The organism is Pseudomonas sp. B19125 (genome assembly GCF_044218855.1).
GTDB lineage: Bacteria > Pseudomonadota > Gammaproteobacteria > Pseudomonadales > Pseudomonadaceae > Aquipseudomonas > Aquipseudomonas edaphica.
In genome coordinates, this window is sequence record NZ_CP162589.1 from 5,807,391 (window position 1) to 5,825,337 (window position 17,947).

Here is a 17,947-nt window from a genome sequence, read left to right on the forward strand (position 1 = left end):
TCGCCTTCACACCGCCCTGCCAATGTCGTATTAGTTGTATTTCCCCTGCTCGCCCCCCTCGCTAAATTGTGCCCACCCCAAAGAGGGTCGGCTTGCCACTCCCAGGCAACAGCCAATAAACACCGAGACCGCCGCTTGGCCAACCACCCGTTCATACCGGGTCGGGCGTGGCCCCGCACGCGCCTCAATCTGCCAGCCTGTAATGGAACAAATGAAATGAAGATCTCTGTATCCCTGCTGAGCAGTGCCCTGCTGCTCGCCATGAACTCATCGGTGTTCGCCGCCAGCAGCGTCGACCTCAGCGTCAAGGGCATCATCACGCCCAGCGCCTGCACACCCAACCTGCCAGGTGACGTCGATTTTGGAAAAATCGCGGCAAAAGACCTGAGCCTAGACAGCTATACGCCGCTTGAGAGAAAGACCCTGCAACTGAGCGTCAATTGCGACGCGGCGACACTGTTTGCAATCCACCCCCTCGACAATCGAGCCGGTTCCGCCGCTCACGGCGCCGCCTTTGGCCTGGGTTTGATCAACGGAAACCAGAAGCTCGGCGTATATCAGCTGACGTTCACCAACCCCACCGCCGAAACGCCCTCCACTCTGATTGCGATGTTCAACTCCGAGGGCCGATGGACGGAGATCCTTACAGATGACGCCATCGCCCCCAACGATCTGGTGGCGCTGGGCAGCCGGGGCGACAGCGGTTGGGCACCCCACCCGATAAAAGACGCGATCATGGACATGACGCTGTACACCTCAATTGCACCGGCAAGAAACCTGACCTTGACCAGCGAAGTGGTAATCGACGGCTCTGCGACCTTTGAAATGAAGTACCTGTAAATGGATATTTCCCAAATGAAGACCTGCCTGCCCCTGTTGAGCAGCGCGCTGTTGCTCGCCATTACCTCATCCGCCTTCGCCGCCAGTTCCGTGGACCTGACCGTCAAGGGTTTGATCACCCCCAGCGCCTGCACTCCCAACCTGCCGGGCGCCGTGGACTACGGAAAAATCGCAGCAAAAGACCTGAACCCCGACAGCCACACCTGGCTTGAGGACCAGACATTGCAGTTGAGCGTGAACTGCGAGGCGGCGACGCTGTTTGCCATCAACCCCGTCGACAATCGAGCCGGTTCCTCAACCATTGGCCGAGGCTCCTACGGCCTGGGCCTGGCCAACGGCACAGAAAAGCTCGGCGGGTATCAACTGATGTTCAGCAACCCCGTCGCCGAAACGCCTTCGACCTTGCTCTACCAGTACGAACAGCGCGACTGGGCGCCGCTCTATCCAGAGGACCCCGTAGAAGACGATATGTTGGTGGCCCTGGGCAGCCGTGGCGATTCCGGCTGGGCCCCGCACCCGGTGCAGGACGCGCTCATGGACATCACCGTGCACACCGCCGTTGCGCCTGCCAACGGCTTGAGCCTGGCCAACGAAGTGGCGCTGGACGGCTCCACAACGTTTGAAGTCATGTACCTGTAAATGGAGACCTTTGAAATGAAGACCTCGCTGTCCCTGCTCAGCGCTGCGCTGTTGCTCACAAGCGCCTCGTCAGTGTTCGCCGCCAGCAGTGTGGACCTGACCGTCAAGGGGCTGATCACACCCAGCGCTTGTGCCCCCAGCCTTTCAAGCGGCGGGGTCATCGACCACGGCAAAGTAGCCGCCAAAGACTTAAGGCTGGACGGCTACACGTTGCTTGGCAATCACACGCTGCAACTGGCGATCACCTGCGATGCACCCACCCTGCTGGCCCTTAAGGGCATCGACAATCAAGGTAGCGCCTACGACTCGAGCAACGCCTACGGCCTGGGCTTGGTCAGCGGCAAAAAACTCGGCGGGTACACCCTGGCACTAGATAACCCAATGGCGGATGGCGCGGTGATTTCCGTGATTGGGTCCCGGGATAACGGCCTCAGTTGGCGCGAAATTTACCCAGGAGACGTCTGGCCAGCCGCCGACCTCGCTTCGTTTGGCGATCGCTCGACCGGCAGTTGGGCGCCGGCACCGGTCCAGCAAGTGACTGCGGGGCTTGGGGTGCAAACCATTATCGCTCCAACTGCCGGGATGGACCTGACCACTGAGGTCCCCATCTATGGCTCCGCCACAATTGAAGTGAAATACCTGTAACCCCCCTCTAACATCACAGGATGTGACCCATGGCTAGCCTCCTCACTCCCATCGCCGCGACATTGCTGCTGATCTGCGCCGGCCCAGCATTCGCCGCCAGCAGCATCGATCTGACCGTCAAGGGGCTGATCACACCCAGCGCTTGTGCCCCCAGCCTTTCAAGCGGCGGGGTCATCGACCACGGCAAAATCGCGTCCAAGGATTTAAAGCCGGACAATTGGACGGTCATCGGCAATCACACGCTGCAACTGGCGATAACCTGCGAGGCGCCAACTCTGGTGGCCCTCAAGGGCATCGATAATGTAGGCGACTCCCATGACCCGATGAACAGGTATGGCCTGGGCCTGGTCAGCGGCCAAAAATTGGGCGGGTACTCCCTGACCTTCGGCAATCCTATAGCCGACAACGCAGCGATCTCCGTGATTGAGTCCTCCGATAACGGCCTCACCTGGCAGGAAAATATCCCAGGTGACACTTGGCCAGCCGCCTACCTCGCTTCGTTTGGCGATCGTTCGACCGGCAGTTGGGCGCCCACCCCAGTCCGGCTGGTGACGGCCGATCTCAAGGTGCAAACCCTTATCGCTCCAACTGCCGGGATGGACCTGACCACTGAGGTCCCCATCTACGGCTCCGCCACAATTGAAGTGAAATACCTGTAACCCCCTCTAACATCACAGGATGTGACCCATGGCTAGCCTCCGCACTCCCATCGCCGCGACATTGTTGCTGATCTGCGCCGGCCCAGCATTCGCCGCCAGCAGCATCGATCTGACCGTCAAGGGGCTGATTACCCCCAGCGCCTGCACCCCGGCACTGGCCCAAGGCGGTGTTGCCGACTACGGAAAGATCGCCGCCAAGGACCTGCAAGAAAACCAGGCTACTCCGTTGCCGCCCACTACCTTGCCATTCAACCTCAGCTGCGAGGCCGCCACGCTGTTTGCACTCAATGGTGTGGATAACCGCGCCGGCTCAGCCAGTAGCCCCAACGATTACTCGTATGGCCTGGGGTTCATCAACGAAACAGAGCGGGTCGGCGACTACGTGATCATTATCACCAACTACCTCGCCGACAACCTGCCGGTCAGCAAGCTGGCCTCCCGTGACAACGGCGCCACCTGGAGCGAAAACAGTGAGGACGCCATCTGGATGCGCGGCAGGCTCGCCGCCTTCGGCAACAACGCAAGTGGCACCTGGGCGCCCATCGCGATCAAGGCACTGACCAGCAACCTGGTGGTTCACCCCACTATCGCCCCTTCCAGTGGCCTGACATTGACCCAGGAACAACCTGTCGATGGCTCCGCCACGTTGGAAGTGATGTACCTGTAACCCCTCATCCTCTTACTAAGGAAGGTTTAAACGATGACTTACTTAAGAGCGGCGCCCCTGGCCGCCCTGTTGTTGGGCACCTCGTCTCTCACGCTGGCCGCCAGCAGCCTGGACCTTACCGTCAAGGGCATCATCACGCCCAGCGCCTGCGCGCCAGTGGTTTCCGGCGGCGGCAATGTCGACTTCGGCAAGGTGTCGGTCAAGGACCTCAACGCTGATACCTACACCGACCTGCCCAGAGAAACCATGCTCTTGAGCGTGCGCTGCGAAGGGCCGACGTTTTTTACCTTGAACACCATCGACAACCGCGCCGGCACCACCGCCAGCCACTTCAGTTGGCACGGCCTGGGCCTGACCCCCAGCGATGAAAAACTCGGCGATGCCGGGCTTGGTCTCTACCAGCCGGTGGCCGACGGCGTACCGGTGCGCACCATCACCTCACGGGATGGCGGCGTCACCTGGATGCCTTCAGTGATGCTCAGCCATACCGTGTTGACGGCGGTCGCCGACAACGACGGCGTGGTGCCGATTGCGATCCAGGAACTGGACGCCGAGATACGCCTGATCACCCACATTGCGCCCGCCAGCAGCCTGACGCTGACCGACGATGTGCCTATCGACGGTCACGCCACCGTGCAAGTCAATTACCTCTAAGGAACCTCCCGATGAACACTCGATTGACCACCCTGGCCGTCAGCGCACTGCTGCTCAGTTCGGCCAATGCCTTTGCCGCCAGCAGCGTCGACCTGACCGTCAAAGGCCTGATTGTGCCCAGCGCCTGTACGCCCAGCCTGTCCGGCGGTGGCATGATCGACCACGGCAAAGTGTCTGCCAAGGACCTGAACCCGGACCGGGGCACCGCGATTGGCGTGCATACCCTGTCGATGACCGTCGACTGTGACGCGCCGATCCAGTTTGCTCTGCACCCCATCGATAACCGCGCAGCCTCAGGTCTAACCACGGACTTCGGCCTGGGCTTTATCAACGAAACCCAGAAGCTGGGCCACTTCTCCCTCACTTGGCGCGGCATGGTTGCCGACGGCGTGACCGTTCAACCCATCGCATCGATGGACCAGGGCAAAACCTGGTACTCCGAAAAATTCTGGGAGCCGAGCATGTACATGGCGGCAGCGTCGATGAGCGACGACACCCAGCCGCTGCCGATCCAAAACCTGAGCGTCGATCTGGAAGTGCTCACTATCATCAATGCCGCCGCCAGCCTGGACCTCAGCAATGAGGTAACCATCGATGGCTCGGCCACCGTTGAAGTGAAGTACCTGTAACCCATGGCCGCCCATCCCTTGACTACCGCCGGGCATGGGCTGCGCCTACCTGTGCCGGTACTGAACACCGTTGGCCGTTGCGTGGCTGCGCTGCTCCTCTGCCTGGCCACCTTAGTCAACGCCCACGCGGCGTCGACCGTCGACCTCACGGTAACCGGCCGGATAACGCCGGACGCCTGCCATGTCGAGCTGACTAATGAAGGCACCGTCGATCACGGCAAGATTCCTTCCCATAGCCTCAACGCCGACGAATTCACCGTGCTGCCTATCCAGATGCTCGATCTGCGCGTGCAGTGCGCCAGGCCCATGTTGTTTGCGCTGGTAGGTATTGATAATCGCGCCGACTCCTCGTCGGCACCCGATTATTTCTACGGGCTGGGCAGGAACATCCACGTCCCAGAGGAGCGCCTGGGATCCGTGGCATTGTCCTATCGCAACGCAGTGGGCGATGCGCAGCCCATGCAGGTATTGGCGTCCAACGACAACGGCGAAACCTGGTCACAGGAGCCCAACGCTTACCCGCGCGCGCATATGGCCTTTGCGCCAGTCGGGGACCGCCAACCGGATTTCATCGGCCAGTTGACCGTCCAGGTTCAGGTGAGCACCGCCATCAATTTTTCGCAGTACCTGACCCTGGACCAGGAAGTCCCGCTCGACGGCGCCATTGTCCTGGACCTGCGCTACCTCTGACCGCCCCCCTTTTGGCCTAATGGAAACCCCATCATGACGACGTCATTCTCAAACACCGTGGTGGGCCTTGTCGCCCTGCTGCTGATCCTTGGCAATCAAGTCAAAGCCGACGGCATGGTCCCGGACACCTCCGTGGTGATCGTGCATGAAGCCGAAGGCGAAGCGGCGGTGTCGGTGACCAATACCGACAGCCAGCTCGCGCTGCTGCATGTGACCTTGCAGGACATTCCTGAAGACACCGAGCCGCTGTTGGTGGTGACACCGCCGCTGTCACGGGTAGAAGCGTCCAAAACCCAGCTGGTGCGCTTCATTCTGCAAAACCAGAAGCCGTTGCTGACCCAGCGGCTTAAACGGGCAGTGTTCGAAGGTATGCCCCAAGGTCGCGCCGCCACCGCCGCCGGTCACGCCCGTGTGGGCGTGACCGTGCGCCAGAACCTGCCCGTGATCGTGCACCCCAAGGGCCTTGCGCCGAACCGCACCCCTTGGACCGACCTGACCTGGACGCTGCGCGACGGCCAATTACAGGTGCGCAACGACACGCCTTATGTGGTGCGCCTTGCACAGGAGCTGTTGCTGTTGCCCGGTGACGGCAGGGCAATGCTGCCGCGTACCTATGTGCTGCCGGGCGAAGCTTTGAGCGTACCGGCCAGCGGTGGCCAGGCCAGAACGGTGCGTCTGCAGCCGGCCACGGTGTATGGGTTTGCGGTCAAGGCCTACGACGCCCCTATCACCCTCTGACTGACAACCACAGGTGTCGTGACAGACCGGCACCTGGATAACGAAGTGACGGCTTATTGACCGTCACCAGAGCGCCTGGAATCCCCGACACAACGGGGGCCAGTGCACTCACTACTCGAGTACCTTGCGTGAAAACAGTATTGAGTTACCGTGACGGCGAAGCCGTGTCCGATACCCCCGTCTGCCAGACCTTGCCGCTGGTGTTGTTACTGTGTGCCCTCGTGCCCGACAAGGCTTGGGCCGACGATTCCAGCCCGGTTGGCTTCGACGCCCAGACCTTGCATCAGCGTGGCATTGACCCACAGCTGGCCAGCCTGTTGCTGGCAGCACCGCGCTTCGCTGCCGGGCGGCACACCGTTAACCTGCGGGTCAACGGCCAACGCCGTGGCCGACAGGATCTGACCTTCGATCAACAGGGCAACCTGTGCCTGGACCGCGCCTTGCTGGACGCCGCTGACCTGGTGACGCCCAGCGAGACGCCAGGCTGCCGGGATTTTCTCGCGCAGTATCCACAAACCCTGGTGGAGCCGGACCCGGCGACACTGACGGTGTCACTGGTGGTGCCCACCGAAGCCCTGCGCCCTGTGCAGCAGGATATCTCGGGGTACGAAACCGGCGGTTTTGCCGGGCTGCTCAACTATGACCTCAGCGGTTTTTACAACCGCTTCGGCGATGACGCCAGCCGCTTTGGCTCGGCCAATACCGAAGTCGGGTTCAACGCCGGCGACTGGATCGTGCGCAGCCGCCAGGTGCAGACCTGGCAGGATGGCCTGTCGCGCAGTACGCATCTGGAGGCCTACGCGCAACGCACCTTCGCCAGCCACCAGGCGGTGCTGCAGGCCGGGCAGATCAACCTCTACAACCCGGTGCTCTCCGGTGCGCAGATCAGCGGCGTGCAGGTGCTGACCGAACATGCACTTCAAGAACAGGGTCAGGGCGCGCAGATCCAAGGTATCGCCAACAGCCCGGCGCAAGTGGAAGTACGTCAGAACGGAGCACTGATTCACTCCACCGTGGTGCCTGCCGGGCCTTTCACCTTGAACGATGTACGTCGGTTGAACACGCGCTCGGATGTCGAAGTCACGGTCAAGGAAAGTGTTGGCGGTGAGCGACGTTTCACCGTGCCCGCCGCCATGCTTGGCCTCGGGTTGCCGGCACCGGGCTACTCCGTGGCCGCAGGCCGAGTGCGCAATGTGGGTGACGCCAGGGGTGATGATCCTTGGGTGGTGAGTGCCGGCTGGACCGGCGCCTTGCACCCGCAACTGACACTGGGGAGTGGCGTGCTGGCCGCCAGCGAATACCGTTCGGTAGGCGCCAGCCTGGGCTGGTTGCCGTGGCTTGATAGCCAGATCCAGCTGTCAACCCAACTGTCCAACACCCAGGGCTGGGAAAAAGTCTCGGGTGTACAGACCGACCTGTCATGGTCCCAGCGCTTGAGCGAACAGTGGTCGGTCAGCGCCGCCAACTCCTGGCGCAGCATCGGCTACCGCGAACTCGAAGAAAGCACCTATGAGCGCGACCACAGCCATGAGAGTAATGACAGCCGTCGCAACTCCCGCTATCGCGACCAGCAAAGCCTCAACCTGGGTTGGTCGCATCCGCTGCTGGGCGCCTTCAGTGCCGGGGTTTCGCGCTCATCCAACTTTGCCGGTGACAGCAGCAGCCGCGCGCTGGCGTCCTGGGGTACCAGTATCGGCGCCGTGTCGTTGTCGGCCAGTGCCGAGTGGCAAATGGGCGGCCGCGAGCAGCGAGACAACGCCGTCTATCTCAACATCAGCGTACCGCTGGGCGAGAGCCGCAGGCTACGCAGCTGGGTGCGCAATTCCGGCGGTGAAAACCGTACCGGCCTGGGCCTGACCGAACAGATCGACGACCAACTCAGCTACCGCGTCAGCGCCGAACACGACAGCAGTGACCATCAGGTGGAAACCTCCGTAGGCGTCTCGGCACTGCCGCGCTACAGCCAGCTCGATTTCAGCTACAGCCGCTCCGACGCCGAGCGTTCGAGCTACCAGGGCGGCGCTCGTGGCGGTGTGGTGCTGCACGGCGACGGCGTGACCTTTTCGCCCTACCCGGTGCGCGACACCTTTGCCGTGGTGTCGGTCGGCGACATGAGCGGCATTAAGCTCAGCACCCCCAGCGGCCCGGTGTGGACCGACTGGCAGGGCCAGGCCGTAGTGCCGCAAGTGGCCGCATACGGGCGCAGCCCGGTTGAAGTGCAGACACGCTCACTGCCGCGCAATGCCGATATCAATAACGGCCTGGCGATGATCTCGGCCGGGCGTGGCGCGGTGGACCGCGTCGAATTTGGCGTCGGCCTGACCCGTCGCGTGCTGCTTACCGTCAGCAACGACCAGGGCGCGCCGCTGCCTGCGGGCGCCTCCGTCAGCACTGCCAGTGGCGAATTCGTCACCTTGGTGCAGGACGGCAGCCAGGTGTTTCTGCCCAATGTGCTGGAACAGCCGACGTTGTGGATCACCACGCCGCAAAGCGGGCGTTGCGAGTTGCGCTACGAACTGCCGGAAAAAGCCGACCCGGCGGTGTACTTCGAAACCGCTCCCGCACGTTGCAACCTGCCTTGAGGATGACCGCCATGCCCATCACACCTTATATGCGTCAACTGTGCCTGTGGCTGCTGGTCGGCGTAGCCGGCACTGCCCAGGCCTTGGAAGAATGCCAACTCAATGTGAGCGAACCGCTGGTGGATTTCGGCCTGATGAGTCGCCTGGCGCAAGCCGACAGCGCGGCGCAACGCCTGCTCGGCGAACGGCGCCTGAGCGTGACAGTCAATTGCCCGCAGGCTGAAGACCTCAGCCTGTTCTACCGCGCCCTGGCCGCCAACCCGCAACGCCTGCAATTTACCGAGCACGGCAGCTATGCCATCGAAGTCGGCAACGCCGTGCTCGACGGCCGCAGCGTAGAACTGGGTTTGCTGCCCGCCGCCGGCCTGGCGCCCGTTACCAATGGCAACGTGCTGGAGTGGCGCCCCGGCCACGGCATAGCACCGGTCGAACAGGGTGCAGTGCTCACGGGTAAAACCCTGTCGCTGCAACTGACCCTGCGCGCCTGGGCCGACCTCGCCGCCACGCAGGTGCGCGATGCCACCACCTGGGAAACCACCGGGACGTTGTACGGCGCAAAGCACGGGCGTTACCGGGAACTGACACTGCGCGCGCACTTTGCGCCCATCGCCTGCCTGCCGACGCTGTCCGACCACGGCGTGGTGGACTACGGCACCTTGTACGCCAAGGACTTGAGCGCCACCAACGAGACACCGTTGCCGACCCGCTCCCTGCGCCTGAGCGTGACCTGCGACGCGCCGGCACGCTTTGCCCTGCGCATGTTTGATAACCGCGACGGGTCGGCCACCGGTGGCACCGATGAAACCGCCTATGGCCTGGACCTGGATGCCAGCCGCAACAAAATCGGGCGTTTTTACCTGACTGTCGACCCGGCGGAATTCAGCGCCGATACCTGGCCCACGTTGTACCGCACCGACTCCACCAGCAACGGCGTGGCGTGGAGCAGTTCCACAGCCCGGCAAATCCCCATGGCTGCCAACAGCCTGCTGGGCTTTACCGACAAAACCGGCGTCACCACAGGCCCTGTCGCCATCCAGGCCCTGACCGGCACGGTACGTATAAAGACTTACCTGGCACCCATGCAAAGCCTGGACCTGCGTGAGGTGGTGCTGATCAATGGTTCCGGCACCCTCGAGATCGTGTACCCGTAACCGTCACTGCAAGGAGTCCGTCCCATGAAACGCCCTATGAAAACCCGCATTTTTTCCGGCCTGCTGTTACTGGCCTGCGCGCCCTCGGTGCTGGCCGCATCGGCGGTGGACCTGACCGTCAAAGGCCTGATCGTTCCCGCCGCTTGCTTGCCGCAGTTCCCCGGCGGGGCACTGATCGACTACGGCAAAATCGCCCAACAAGACTTGAACCTGGGCACCGCGACACGCCTGCCGGCCAAGCCCCTGCTTTTCGCCATCGCCTGCAGCGGTCCCACCCGCTATGCCCTGCGCATGCGCGATAACCGCGAGGGCTCGGCCATGGTCAACAGCGAGATTTACTATGGGTTGGGGTTCGATATCAGCGGTAATCGCCTGGGGGTTTACTCCATGACCTTCGACCCGCGCCAGACCCAGGCCAACACCACCGCGCAGATCTACGGCACCGAGTCCACCACCGGCGGCGTGGCGTGGCGCACGTCCAACCTCAACCCCATCGACATCGGCTCCAGGAGCTACCTGGGTTTTACCGAGGTGGAGGGCAGCGTCAGCGGGCCTACGGCCATCGGCACGCTGACGGGTACAGTCACAGTGCAGACCGTGATCAATGCCCGGCAGAATCTGGACTTGAGCGTGGAAACTCCACTGGATGGCTGGGCAACGCTTGAGGTGGTGTATCTCTAGAGTTTCTCGCTGGTCACTTGTACATAACGCGCCCGCCCGGCGCCGAGACCCGCGACAATCGCACCGAGGCCGATCACGGCGAAGATCCAGCCGATGGCCGTCCAGCCGCCGGTCCAGTCATGCACCAGGCCGACCGCAAACGGCCCCATCGACGCCAGGGTGTAGCCAATACCCTGGGCCATGCTCGACAGGTTGGCGGCGACATGGGAATCACGCGAGCGCAGCACGATCAGGGTCAGCGCCAGGCTGAAGGTGCCGCCCTGCCCCAGGCCGAGCAGAATCGCCCAACCCCACAAGCCGTCCAGCGGCGCATACAGGCAACCGAACAGGCCGCCAAGGGTCAGCAGCATCACCACCACAATCGCCAGGCGCTGGTCCTTGCCGCGGGTGGCCAGCCACGGTGCGGCCAGGGAACTGAGCAGTTGCACGATGATGGAACCGGACAACGCCAACCCCGCCTCGGTGGCGCTGAGCCCCCGGCCAATGAGGATTGACGGCAACCAGCCAAACACAATGTAAGCCAGGGACGATTGCAGGCCCATGTACAAAGTCACCTGCCAAGCCAGTGGGTCACGCAGCAAGCCCTTGACCCGGTAAGCCACCTGATGGGCGCCGTGTTTTGGTCCGACTTGCGGCAACCAGAACAACGCCGCCAGCAACGCCGGAATAACCCAGAACCCCAGTCCGACGGCCCAGCTGTCTGCAAAGTACTGACTCAGGGGCACCGTGGCCCCGGCTGCCAACGCGGCGCCCAGACACAATGCCATGGTGTAGACGCCAGTCATGGCGCCCGCCTGCCTGGCAAAATCACGCTTGACGATACCCGGTAGCAATACACCGATGATGCCGATGCTCGCGCCAGCGATCAGGCTGCCCGCGAACAACCCCACTTCACCGAACGAACTGCGCAGGATGATGCCGCCAGCCAGGGTGAGCAGAATCCCCAGCACCACGCGCTCAGCGCCAAAACGCCTGGCCAGGATCGGCGCAGTGGGCGCGAACAGGCCCAGGCACAACACCGGCAAGGTAGTCAGCAAGCCCGCCTTGGCAGCGGACAACCCCAGGCTGCTGGACACTTCTGCCAGCAATGGCGCCATGCTCGACAGCGCCGGGCGCAGGTTCAATGCCACCAGCACCAGGCCCAGCAGCAAGAGCCACGGGCGAGCCACCAACGGAGGGGCCTGCTGGACGGCTTCGTCATCGGCTTCGGCGTCAATCAACAGTTCTTCGAGTTCAGTCGTACGTTTGGCTTCAAGGTTCATTGATCAACTGCCGGCAGAGGGATTTGGCACGTTCGGGGTCTTGGTTTTCCACCGCGTCGAGCAAGGCGATATGCAGGTCGAATACCGCCTGGCGACGTGGTGAGATGTTCAGGGTCTGACGCAACTGGGCGCCGACGATGCTGGAGAAATACTGGTACAGCTCGCTCAGCGCCGGGTTGTGCGCTGCATCCACCAGGCGCTTGTGGAACACCAGGTCGGCGCTGATATAGGCCTCCAGGTCACCGTGGTACAACTCGCCGCTGCGCTCAAGGGCTTCACGCAACCCTTCGAGATCGTCCTCGGTACGACGCAACGCCGCCAGGCCGATAGCCTCCACTTCGAGAATCTGCCGCGTCTCCTGCGCCTGCGCCAACGTGCAGTGGGACAGTGCGCGCATCGTCCCCAACGGGTCGGTCATCGAGCGCAAGTAACTGCCGTCGCCCTGGCGGATTTCGATCAGACCCGAGAACGCCAACACACGCATGGCCTCACGCACGGTATTGCGGCTGATGCCCAGCTCGGCGGACAACTCCGGCTCGGTGGGCAGACGCTCACCGATGGCCCATTTGCCTTCGGTTATACGCCAGCGCAGTTGCTCCAACGCTTGATCGACCAGGGAGCGTTTGATCAGGGGGGCGATGTCTGTCATGAGTTTTGCACTTTCGTCCAATCATAGGATGAATTTTCCTACAGCCTATTCAGACTTACCCACAAAGGCAACGCACTAGGGTTCATAGGCAGCAAAAGGAGCAGTATTTTCGATTGGTAAAATTACCCTTTAAGGGTAATTATTGGACTCAGGTGTCTTATGGAAAAGTACACACCTCACTACGATCTGGCGGTGATCAAGGCGGATGTCAGGCGACTGGGTGCCAGGGCATTCACCCGTGCAGCCAAGGAGGCGGGAAAGCAACTCGACCTCGACATCAGCGAGATGCAGGCAGTCGTTTTCAAACTACAAAACAGGATGCTGTACAAGTCGATGACCACCTATGCCGATCACCGCGTCTGGCAGGACGTCTACCACATCCATTCACACGGTCTGGAGATTTACATCAAGGTCACTTACTGCTCCGGCGGTAACCCACCGGTGATCTCCTTCAAAGGGATGAACCTATGAACACCCAACATTGCTTCATATGCGGCGCCCCCGACGCCATGGTGCGTTTTGAGGGCCGCAGTGAAACCCTGCGCATCAAAGGCATGGAACAGCACATTGAGGACCTGTCCGGCTGGGAGTGCCAACTGTGCGAGGACGGCATGTATGACCCCGACAGCAGCGAACGCCATGCCAAGGCAAGTGATGACCTGCTGCACGCCGCGCGACGGATGATGGGCGCCGAACTCAAGCGTATCCGCCGCAAACTGCACCTCACGCAAAAAGAAACCGTGCAGTTGTTGTCCGGTGGCGGGCACAACGCATTCTCACGTTACGAACGCGGAGAAATAACGCCGCCCAAACCGTTGATGGTGTTGATGCGCCTGCTGGACCGTTACCCGCATTTGCTCGCCGACGCCAAAGAGCTGGCCGAAGGCGCAGACCTGCGCAACGCCTTTACTTGCACGACCCATAACCAAACACAAGAAGCCCTCAAAGCGTCTTGAGCAGGCAAAAATAAACCCGGCACCAGCAGGCTTTTTATGGGTGTTCTGCAGAGCAATGGCGATCAAATGTGGGAGCCGGGCTTGCCCGCGATGGCGGTGGGTCAGCAGCAGATGTACGCACTGCTGTACCGCTGTCGCAGGCAAGCCAGCTCCCACATTGGTTTGTGTTCGCCAAAGGTTATGCAGCCTGCAGGCTGGGTTTATGGGTTCAAGCTTCGATCAATGCAGAATCTGGCTCAAGAACAACTTGGTCCGGTCATTCTGCGGGTTGTCGAAGAAGTCATTGGGCGCCGCCTGTTCAACTATCTCGCCCTTGTCCATGAAGATCACGCGGTTGGCCACGGTGCGCGCAAAGCCCATTTCGTGGGTGACGCACAACATGGTCATGCCGTCTTCGGCCAGGCCGATCATGGTGTCGAGCACTTCCTTGACCATTTCCGGGTCGAGTGCCGAAGTCGGCTCGTCGAACAGCATGATTTTCGGTTTCATGCACAGGGCACGGGCGATGGCCACACGCTGTTGCTGGCCGCCGGACAGTTGCCCCGGAAACTTGTGCGCCTGCTCCGGAATGCGCACGCGCTCAAGGTAATGCATGGCAATTTCTTCGGCCTTGCGCTTGGGCATCTTGCGCACCCACATCGGCGCCAGCGTGCAGTTCTGCAGGATGGTCAGGTGTGGGAACAGGTTGAAGTGCTGGAACACCATGCCGACTTCACGGCGGATCGCTTCGATCTGCTTGAGGTCGTTGGTCAGTTCCACGCCATCGACCACGATGCGGCCCTGCTGGTGCTCTTCCAGGCGGTTGAGGCAGCGGATGGTGGTGGACTTGCCCGAACCCGACGGGCCGCACAGCACGATACGCTCGCCCTGCTTGACGTTGAGGTTGATGTCTTTCAACACGTGGAACTGGCCGTACCACTTGTTGACGCCCTGCATCTGGATAATGCCTTCAGGGCTCACAGGCTGTTTGATCGCTTCGCTCATAACAACAACTCCTAACGCTTGTGGCCAGTGTCGAGCTTGTGTTCCAAATGAATGGAATAGCGCGACATACCAAAACAGAAAATCCAGAACACCAGGGCGGCGAACACGTAGCCTTCAGTGGCCATGCCCAACCATTTAGGGTCGGCAGCGGCTTGCTTGACGCTGTTGAGCAGGTCGAACAGGCCGATGATGATCACCAGGCTGGTGTCCTTGAACAACGCGATAAACGTGTTGACGATGCCAGGGATCACCAGCTTCAGGGCTTGCGGCAGAATCACCAGGCCCATGCTTCGCCAGTAACCCAGGCCCATCGCCGCAGCCGCTTCGTACTGACCCTTGGGAATCGCCTGCAAGCCACCGCGCACTACTTCAGCCACGTAGGCCGACTGGAACAGGATCACGCCGATCAATGCGCGCAACAGCTTGTCGATGCCCATGCCTTCAGGCAGGAACAGCGGCAGCATCACTGAGGACATGAACAGCACGGTGATCAACGGCACGCCGCGCCAGAACTCGATGAAGGTCACGCAGACCACCCGAATCGCCGGCATGTTCGAGCGTCGCCCCAGCGCCAGCACAATGCCCAACGGCAAGGCGCCAGCGATACCGACAGTGGCGATCACCAGGGTCAGCATCAAGCCGCCCCATTGGCTGGTGGCCACGTTGGTCAGGCCCAGAACCCCACCGTGCAGCAGGCAGTAGGCGATGATCGGGTACAGCACCAGGAAACCCAGGCCATACACAGCCTTGCGTTGAAACCGCGAGATGAACAACGGCGCCACGCCCACGATAGCCAGCCACACGGTCAGGTCCACGCGCCAGCGCAGGTCGCCGGGGTAGTAGCCATACATGAACTGCCCGAAGCGCTGTTGGATAAACACCCAGCAGGCGCCCTCTTTGGTGCAATCGGCGCGCGTGGTCCCGACCCAGTTGGCATCCAGGATGGCCCAGTGCAGGATGGGCGGCACGATCAGGTAAATCAGGTAGAACGCCAACAGCGTCAGCAAGGTGTTGAGCCAGCTGGAAAACAGGTTGGCGCGCATCCAGGCCATCGGTCCGAAGACTTTGTTCGGCGGCGGCATATCGGGTTTGAAAGTATGCGAACTCATGTGCGTTTCCTCACCGCTCGATCAGCGCAATGCGCTTGTTGTACCAGTTCATCAGCAGGGAAATGCTGATGCTGATCGCCAGGTACACGCTCATGGTGATGGCAATGACTTCGATGGCCTGGCCGGTCTGGTTGAGCACCGTGCCGGCAAACAGCGAAACCATTTCCGGGTAACCGATACCGGCGGCCAGCGAGGAGTTTTTCGCCAGGTTCAGGTATTGGCTGGTCAGCGGCGGAATGATCACCCGCAAGGCTTGCGGGATGATGACCTTGCGCAACGTCGGCCCAGGGCGCAGGCCCAGGGAGCGCGCGGCTTCGGTCTGGCCGTGGCTGACGGACTTGATGCCCGAACGCACGATCTCGGCAATAAACGCCGCCGTGTACACGGTCAGCGCCAGGGTCAACGCCAGCAGTTCAGGGATCAATACCCAGCCGCCGACGAAGTTGAAACCTGAAAGCTTGGGCATTTCCCAGTGCAGCGGCGCCCCGAAGACCAAGGCACACAATGTCGGGATCACAATAAACAACGCCAGGCCCGCCCAGAACTTATGGAACGGTACGCCGGTGGCCTCAAAGCGTTTGTTGGCCCAGCGCGCCATCAGCACGATTGCCACAATAGCAACCACCACACTGGCCACAAACGGCCAGAACCCATCGGCAGCAATCGCCGCCGGCATGTTCAAGCCACGGCTGCTGACGAAGAAAGTGTCACCGAAATTATGGCTGTTGCGCGGCCCCGGCATGGTCAGGAATACCGCGAAGTACCAGAACAGGATTTGCAGCAGCGGCGGAATGTTGCGGAACACTTCCACATACACCGTCGCCAGCTTGTTGATCATCCAGTTGGGCGACAAGCGCGCCACGCCAATGATGAAGCCAAGGATAGTCGCCAGGACCACACCGATCACAGTCACCAGCAAGGTATTAAGCAGCCCGATCACGAAGACGCGGGCATAGCTGTCCGATTCGGTGTAGTCGATCAGATGCTGAGCGATACCGAAGCCGGCACTGCGCTCAAGAAAGTCGAAACCCGAGGTGATACCCCGGTGTTGAAGGTTGGTCTGCGTATTGTTGAAGAGGTACCAGCCCAGCGCGACCACCGCCACAATCGTGATGATCTGGAAGAGCCACGCACGCACTTTGGGATCGCTGAAGCTGAGCTTCTGCTTGGGTGCGCCGATTTGATTTTGCATGAAGTGCCCCGGAAAGAATGGAACAGAACATCACCCGGTGGTTGGCCCACCGGGTGATAGAACCATCAGCGATCAGCGCACAGGGGGTGCGTATTGAATGCCACCGTTAGTCCACAGTGCGTTCAGGCCACGGTCGATTTCCAGTGGGGTGCTCTTGCCCAGGTTGCGCTCGAACACTTCACCGTAGTTACCGACCTGCTTGACGATCTGTACAACCCAATCTTTTTTCACTTTCAGGTCTTTGCCGTATTCGCCGTCAGAACCGAGCAGACGAGCAACGTCCGGGTTCTTGGTGGACTTGGCTTCAGCTTCAACGTTTTTCGAGGTGATGCCGGCTTCTTCAGCGTTGAGCATGGCGTAGCCAACCCAGCGCACGATGGCCAGCCACTCGTCGTCGCCGTTACGCACGACTGGGCCCAGTGGTTCTTTGGAGATGGTTTCCGGCAGAACTACGTAGTCCTTCGGCGAAGCCAGTTTGCTGCGCTGTGCGTAGAGCTGGGATTTGTCCGAGGTCAGCACGTCGCAACGACCGGATTCCAGCGACTTGGCGCTTTCATCGGAGGTGTCGAAGGTGATCGGGGTGTACTTGAGGTTGTTGGCGCGGAAGTAGTCGGAAACGTTCAGCTCAGTGGTGGTACCGGCCTGGATGCAGATGGTTGCACCGTCCAGTTCCTTGGCGCTTTTAACGCCCAGCTTGTTGTTCACCAGGAAGCCAACACCGTCGTAGTAGGTGATGAAGCCTGGGAATTTCAGGCCCATGCCCGCATCGCGCGAACTGGTCATGGTGGTGTTGCGCGACAGTACGTCGACTTCGCCGGACTGCAGCGCGGTGAAACGCTCCTTGGCGTTCAACTGGCTGAATTTGACCTTGGTTGCGTCACCGAACACGGCAGCGGCCACAGCGCGGCAAACGTCAGCGTCGATCCCGAGGATCTTGCCGCTGGCATCCGGCACCGAGAAACCCGGCAAGCCATCACTCACGCCACATTGCACAAAGCCTTTCTTCTGCACGGCGTCCAGGGTGGCGCCAGCTTGGGCAAAACCACTGACACCCAATACAGCGGCCGCGGAAACGATGGCCAGGGTGGATTTCAATACCTTCATTCAAACCTCCAGTTGCTCTTGTTGTGTCGGAGCTAAAACCCCAGCGCACCCTTATGAGGCGATATCGACCCGTGTTGGCTTTTTTTGGGGTCAAGCGGCATGAGGTTTTCGCGGTA

At 61.1% G+C, this 17,947-nt stretch carries 20 protein-coding genes; 14 read left to right on the forward strand and 6 right to left on the reverse strand.

Going from position 1 to position 17,947, the window contains the following annotated elements; genetic code table 11:
* Positions 1 to 216: 216 nt before the first annotated feature.
* The 12 genes from AB4P96_RS26550 (at position 217) to AB4P96_RS26605 (ending at position 10,575) form a co-directional block, all read left to right on the forward strand.
* Complete coding sequence (locus AB4P96_RS26550; RefSeq protein WP_099548450.1) at positions 217 to 840, forward strand: DUF1120 domain-containing protein; 624 nt, start codon at positions 217 to 219, stop codon at positions 838 to 840.
* 15 nt (positions 841 to 855) lie between these two features.
* Positions 856 to 1,479 carry a DUF1120 domain-containing protein gene (locus AB4P96_RS26555; protein ID WP_099548692.1) on the forward strand — a complete coding sequence of 208 codons (624 nt, stop codon included), beginning with the start codon at positions 856 to 858 and terminating at the stop codon, positions 1,477 to 1,479.
* 15 nt (positions 1,480 to 1,494) lie between these two features.
* Positions 1,495 to 2,124, forward strand: coding sequence for a DUF1120 domain-containing protein (locus AB4P96_RS26560; protein WP_171045790.1), 630 nt, complete (start codon positions 1,495 to 1,497; stop codon positions 2,122 to 2,124).
* Between the two features lie 29 nt (positions 2,125 to 2,153).
* Positions 2,154 to 2,783: a DUF1120 domain-containing protein gene (locus AB4P96_RS26565; protein WP_099548446.1), complete on the forward strand. Its 630-nt coding sequence runs from the start codon at positions 2,154 to 2,156 to the stop codon at positions 2,781 to 2,783.
* A gap of 28 nt (positions 2,784 to 2,811) precedes the next feature.
* Entirely contained in the window at positions 2,812 to 3,450 is a 639-nt protein-coding gene (locus AB4P96_RS26570; RefSeq protein ID WP_138449602.1) for a DUF1120 domain-containing protein, read from the forward strand.
* Positions 3,451 to 3,483: 33 nt separating this feature from the next.
* Positions 3,484 to 4,104, forward strand: coding sequence for a DUF1120 domain-containing protein (locus AB4P96_RS26575; protein ID WP_017135189.1), 621 nt, complete (start codon positions 3,484 to 3,486; stop codon positions 4,102 to 4,104).
* Between the two features lie 11 nt (positions 4,105 to 4,115).
* Positions 4,116 to 4,733: a DUF1120 domain-containing protein gene (locus tag AB4P96_RS26580; protein WP_017135190.1), complete on the forward strand. Its 618-nt coding sequence runs from the start codon at positions 4,116 to 4,118 to the stop codon at positions 4,731 to 4,733.
* Positions 4,734 to 4,736: 3 nt separating this feature from the next.
* Complete coding sequence (locus AB4P96_RS26585) at positions 4,737 to 5,423, forward strand: DUF1120 domain-containing protein (RefSeq protein ID WP_017135191.1); 687 nt, start codon at positions 4,737 to 4,739, stop codon at positions 5,421 to 5,423.
* Positions 5,424 to 5,456: 33 nt separating this feature from the next.
* Positions 5,457 to 6,161, forward strand: a complete 705-nt coding sequence (locus AB4P96_RS26590; RefSeq protein ID WP_099548442.1) for a fimbria/pilus chaperone family protein — start codon at positions 5,457 to 5,459, stop codon at positions 6,159 to 6,161.
* 128 nt (positions 6,162 to 6,289) lie between these two features.
* Positions 6,290 to 8,743: a fimbria/pilus outer membrane usher protein gene (locus tag AB4P96_RS26595; protein WP_225933032.1), complete on the forward strand. Its 2,454-nt coding sequence runs from the start codon at positions 6,290 to 6,292 to the stop codon at positions 8,741 to 8,743.
* A gap of 11 nt (positions 8,744 to 8,754) precedes the next feature.
* Positions 8,755 to 9,894: a DUF1120 domain-containing protein gene (locus tag AB4P96_RS26600; protein WP_225933031.1), complete on the forward strand. Its 1,140-nt coding sequence runs from the start codon at positions 8,755 to 8,757 to the stop codon at positions 9,892 to 9,894.
* A gap of 36 nt (positions 9,895 to 9,930) precedes the next feature.
* Positions 9,931 to 10,575 (forward strand): DUF1120 domain-containing protein, encoded by a 645-nt coding sequence (locus AB4P96_RS26605; protein ID WP_395601001.1) that lies wholly within the window; start codon positions 9,931 to 9,933, stop codon positions 10,573 to 10,575.
* Here AB4P96_RS26605 and AB4P96_RS26610 read toward each other — a convergent pair.
* Together AB4P96_RS26610 and AB4P96_RS26615 are read right to left on the reverse strand one after the other, a co-directional pair.
* On the reverse strand, positions 10,572 to 11,837 hold the full coding sequence (locus AB4P96_RS26610; RefSeq protein ID WP_017135196.1) for a CynX/NimT family MFS transporter: 1,266 nt from the start codon (positions 11,835 to 11,837) through the stop codon (positions 10,572 to 10,574). The genes AB4P96_RS26605 and AB4P96_RS26610 overlap by 4 nt on opposite strands.
* Positions 11,827 to 12,486: a FadR/GntR family transcriptional regulator gene (locus AB4P96_RS26615; RefSeq protein WP_017135197.1), complete on the reverse strand. Its 660-nt coding sequence runs from the start codon at positions 12,484 to 12,486 to the stop codon at positions 11,827 to 11,829. The genes AB4P96_RS26610 and AB4P96_RS26615 overlap by 11 nt, the downstream gene beginning before the upstream one ends.
* A 159-nt stretch (positions 12,487 to 12,645) precedes the next feature.
* Here AB4P96_RS26615 and AB4P96_RS26620 point away from each other — a divergent pair, with 159 nt between their 5' ends.
* Positions 12,646 to 12,957, forward strand: a complete 312-nt coding sequence (locus AB4P96_RS26620; RefSeq protein ID WP_138449597.1) for a type II toxin-antitoxin system MqsR family toxin — start codon at positions 12,646 to 12,648, stop codon at positions 12,955 to 12,957.
* Positions 12,954 to 13,442 carry a type II toxin-antitoxin system MqsA family antitoxin gene (locus tag AB4P96_RS26625; protein ID WP_138449595.1) on the forward strand — a complete coding sequence of 163 codons (489 nt, stop codon included), beginning with the start codon at positions 12,954 to 12,956 and terminating at the stop codon, positions 13,440 to 13,442. The genes AB4P96_RS26620 and AB4P96_RS26625 overlap by 4 nt, the downstream gene beginning before the upstream one ends.
* Positions 13,443 to 13,661: 219 nt before the next feature.
* Here the strand turns inward: AB4P96_RS26625 and AB4P96_RS26630 are convergent, their stop codons facing one another.
* The 4 genes from AB4P96_RS26630 to AB4P96_RS26645 form a co-directional block, all read right to left on the reverse strand.
* Positions 13,662 to 14,426 carry an amino acid ABC transporter ATP-binding protein gene (locus AB4P96_RS26630; protein ID WP_003171943.1) on the reverse strand — a complete coding sequence of 255 codons (765 nt, stop codon included), beginning with the start codon at positions 14,424 to 14,426 and terminating at the stop codon, positions 13,662 to 13,664.
* 11 nt (positions 14,427 to 14,437) lie between these two features.
* On the reverse strand, positions 14,438 to 15,535 hold the full coding sequence (locus AB4P96_RS26635) for an amino acid ABC transporter permease (RefSeq protein WP_017135200.1): 1,098 nt from the start codon (positions 15,533 to 15,535) through the stop codon (positions 14,438 to 14,440).
* Positions 15,536 to 15,545: 10 nt separating this feature from the next.
* Positions 15,546 to 16,727, reverse strand: coding sequence for an amino acid ABC transporter permease (locus AB4P96_RS26640; RefSeq protein ID WP_017135201.1), 1,182 nt, complete (start codon positions 16,725 to 16,727; stop codon positions 15,546 to 15,548).
* A gap of 72 nt (positions 16,728 to 16,799) precedes the next feature.
* On the reverse strand, positions 16,800 to 17,831 hold the full coding sequence (locus AB4P96_RS26645; protein ID WP_017135202.1) for an amino acid ABC transporter substrate-binding protein: 1,032 nt from the start codon (positions 17,829 to 17,831) through the stop codon (positions 16,800 to 16,802).
* Positions 17,832 to 17,947: the final 116 nt, after the last annotated feature.

Coding starts and splice junctions, on each gene's coding strand:
- AB4P96_RS26585 (WP_017135191.1), top strand. CDS start 4,737: ATGGCCGCCCATCCCTTGACTACCGCCGGGCATGGGCTGCGCCTACCT.
- AB4P96_RS26570 (WP_138449602.1), top strand. CDS start 2,812: ATGGCTAGCCTCCGCACTCCCATCGCCGCGACATTGTTGCTGATCTGC.
- AB4P96_RS26615 (WP_017135197.1), bottom strand. CDS start 12,486: ATGACAGACATCGCCCCCCTGATCAAACGCTCCCTGGTCGATCAAGCG.
- AB4P96_RS26560 (WP_171045790.1), top strand. CDS start 1,495: ATGAAGACCTCGCTGTCCCTGCTCAGCGCTGCGCTGTTGCTCACAAGC.
- AB4P96_RS26620 (WP_138449597.1), top strand. CDS start 12,646: ATGGAAAAGTACACACCTCACTACGATCTGGCGGTGATCAAGGCGGAT.
- AB4P96_RS26575 (WP_017135189.1), top strand. CDS start 3,484: ATGACTTACTTAAGAGCGGCGCCCCTGGCCGCCCTGTTGTTGGGCACC.
- AB4P96_RS26565 (WP_099548446.1), top strand. CDS start 2,154: ATGGCTAGCCTCCTCACTCCCATCGCCGCGACATTGCTGCTGATCTGC.
- AB4P96_RS26600 (WP_225933031.1), top strand. CDS start 8,755: ATGCCCATCACACCTTATATGCGTCAACTGTGCCTGTGGCTGCTGGTC.
- AB4P96_RS26635 (WP_017135200.1), bottom strand. CDS start 15,535: ATGAGTTCGCATACTTTCAAACCCGATATGCCGCCGCCGAACAAAGTC.
- AB4P96_RS26630 (WP_003171943.1), bottom strand. CDS start 14,426: ATGAGCGAAGCGATCAAACAGCCTGTGAGCCCTGAAGGCATTATCCAG.
- AB4P96_RS26645 (WP_017135202.1), bottom strand. CDS start 17,831: ATGAAGGTATTGAAATCCACCCTGGCCATCGTTTCCGCGGCCGCTGTA.
- AB4P96_RS26610 (WP_017135196.1), bottom strand. CDS start 11,837: ATGAACCTTGAAGCCAAACGTACGACTGAACTCGAAGAACTGTTGATT.
- AB4P96_RS26580 (WP_017135190.1), top strand. CDS start 4,116: ATGAACACTCGATTGACCACCCTGGCCGTCAGCGCACTGCTGCTCAGT.
- AB4P96_RS26550 (WP_099548450.1), top strand. CDS start 217: ATGAAGATCTCTGTATCCCTGCTGAGCAGTGCCCTGCTGCTCGCCATG.
- AB4P96_RS26640 (WP_017135201.1), bottom strand. CDS start 16,727: ATGCAAAATCAAATCGGCGCACCCAAGCAGAAGCTCAGCTTCAGCGAT.
- AB4P96_RS26555 (WP_099548692.1), top strand. CDS start 856: ATGAAGACCTGCCTGCCCCTGTTGAGCAGCGCGCTGTTGCTCGCCATT.
- AB4P96_RS26605 (WP_395601001.1), top strand. CDS start 9,931: ATGAAAACCCGCATTTTTTCCGGCCTGCTGTTACTGGCCTGCGCGCCC.
- AB4P96_RS26590 (WP_099548442.1), top strand. CDS start 5,457: ATGACGACGTCATTCTCAAACACCGTGGTGGGCCTTGTCGCCCTGCTG.
- AB4P96_RS26625 (WP_138449595.1), top strand. CDS start 12,954: ATGAACACCCAACATTGCTTCATATGCGGCGCCCCCGACGCCATGGTG.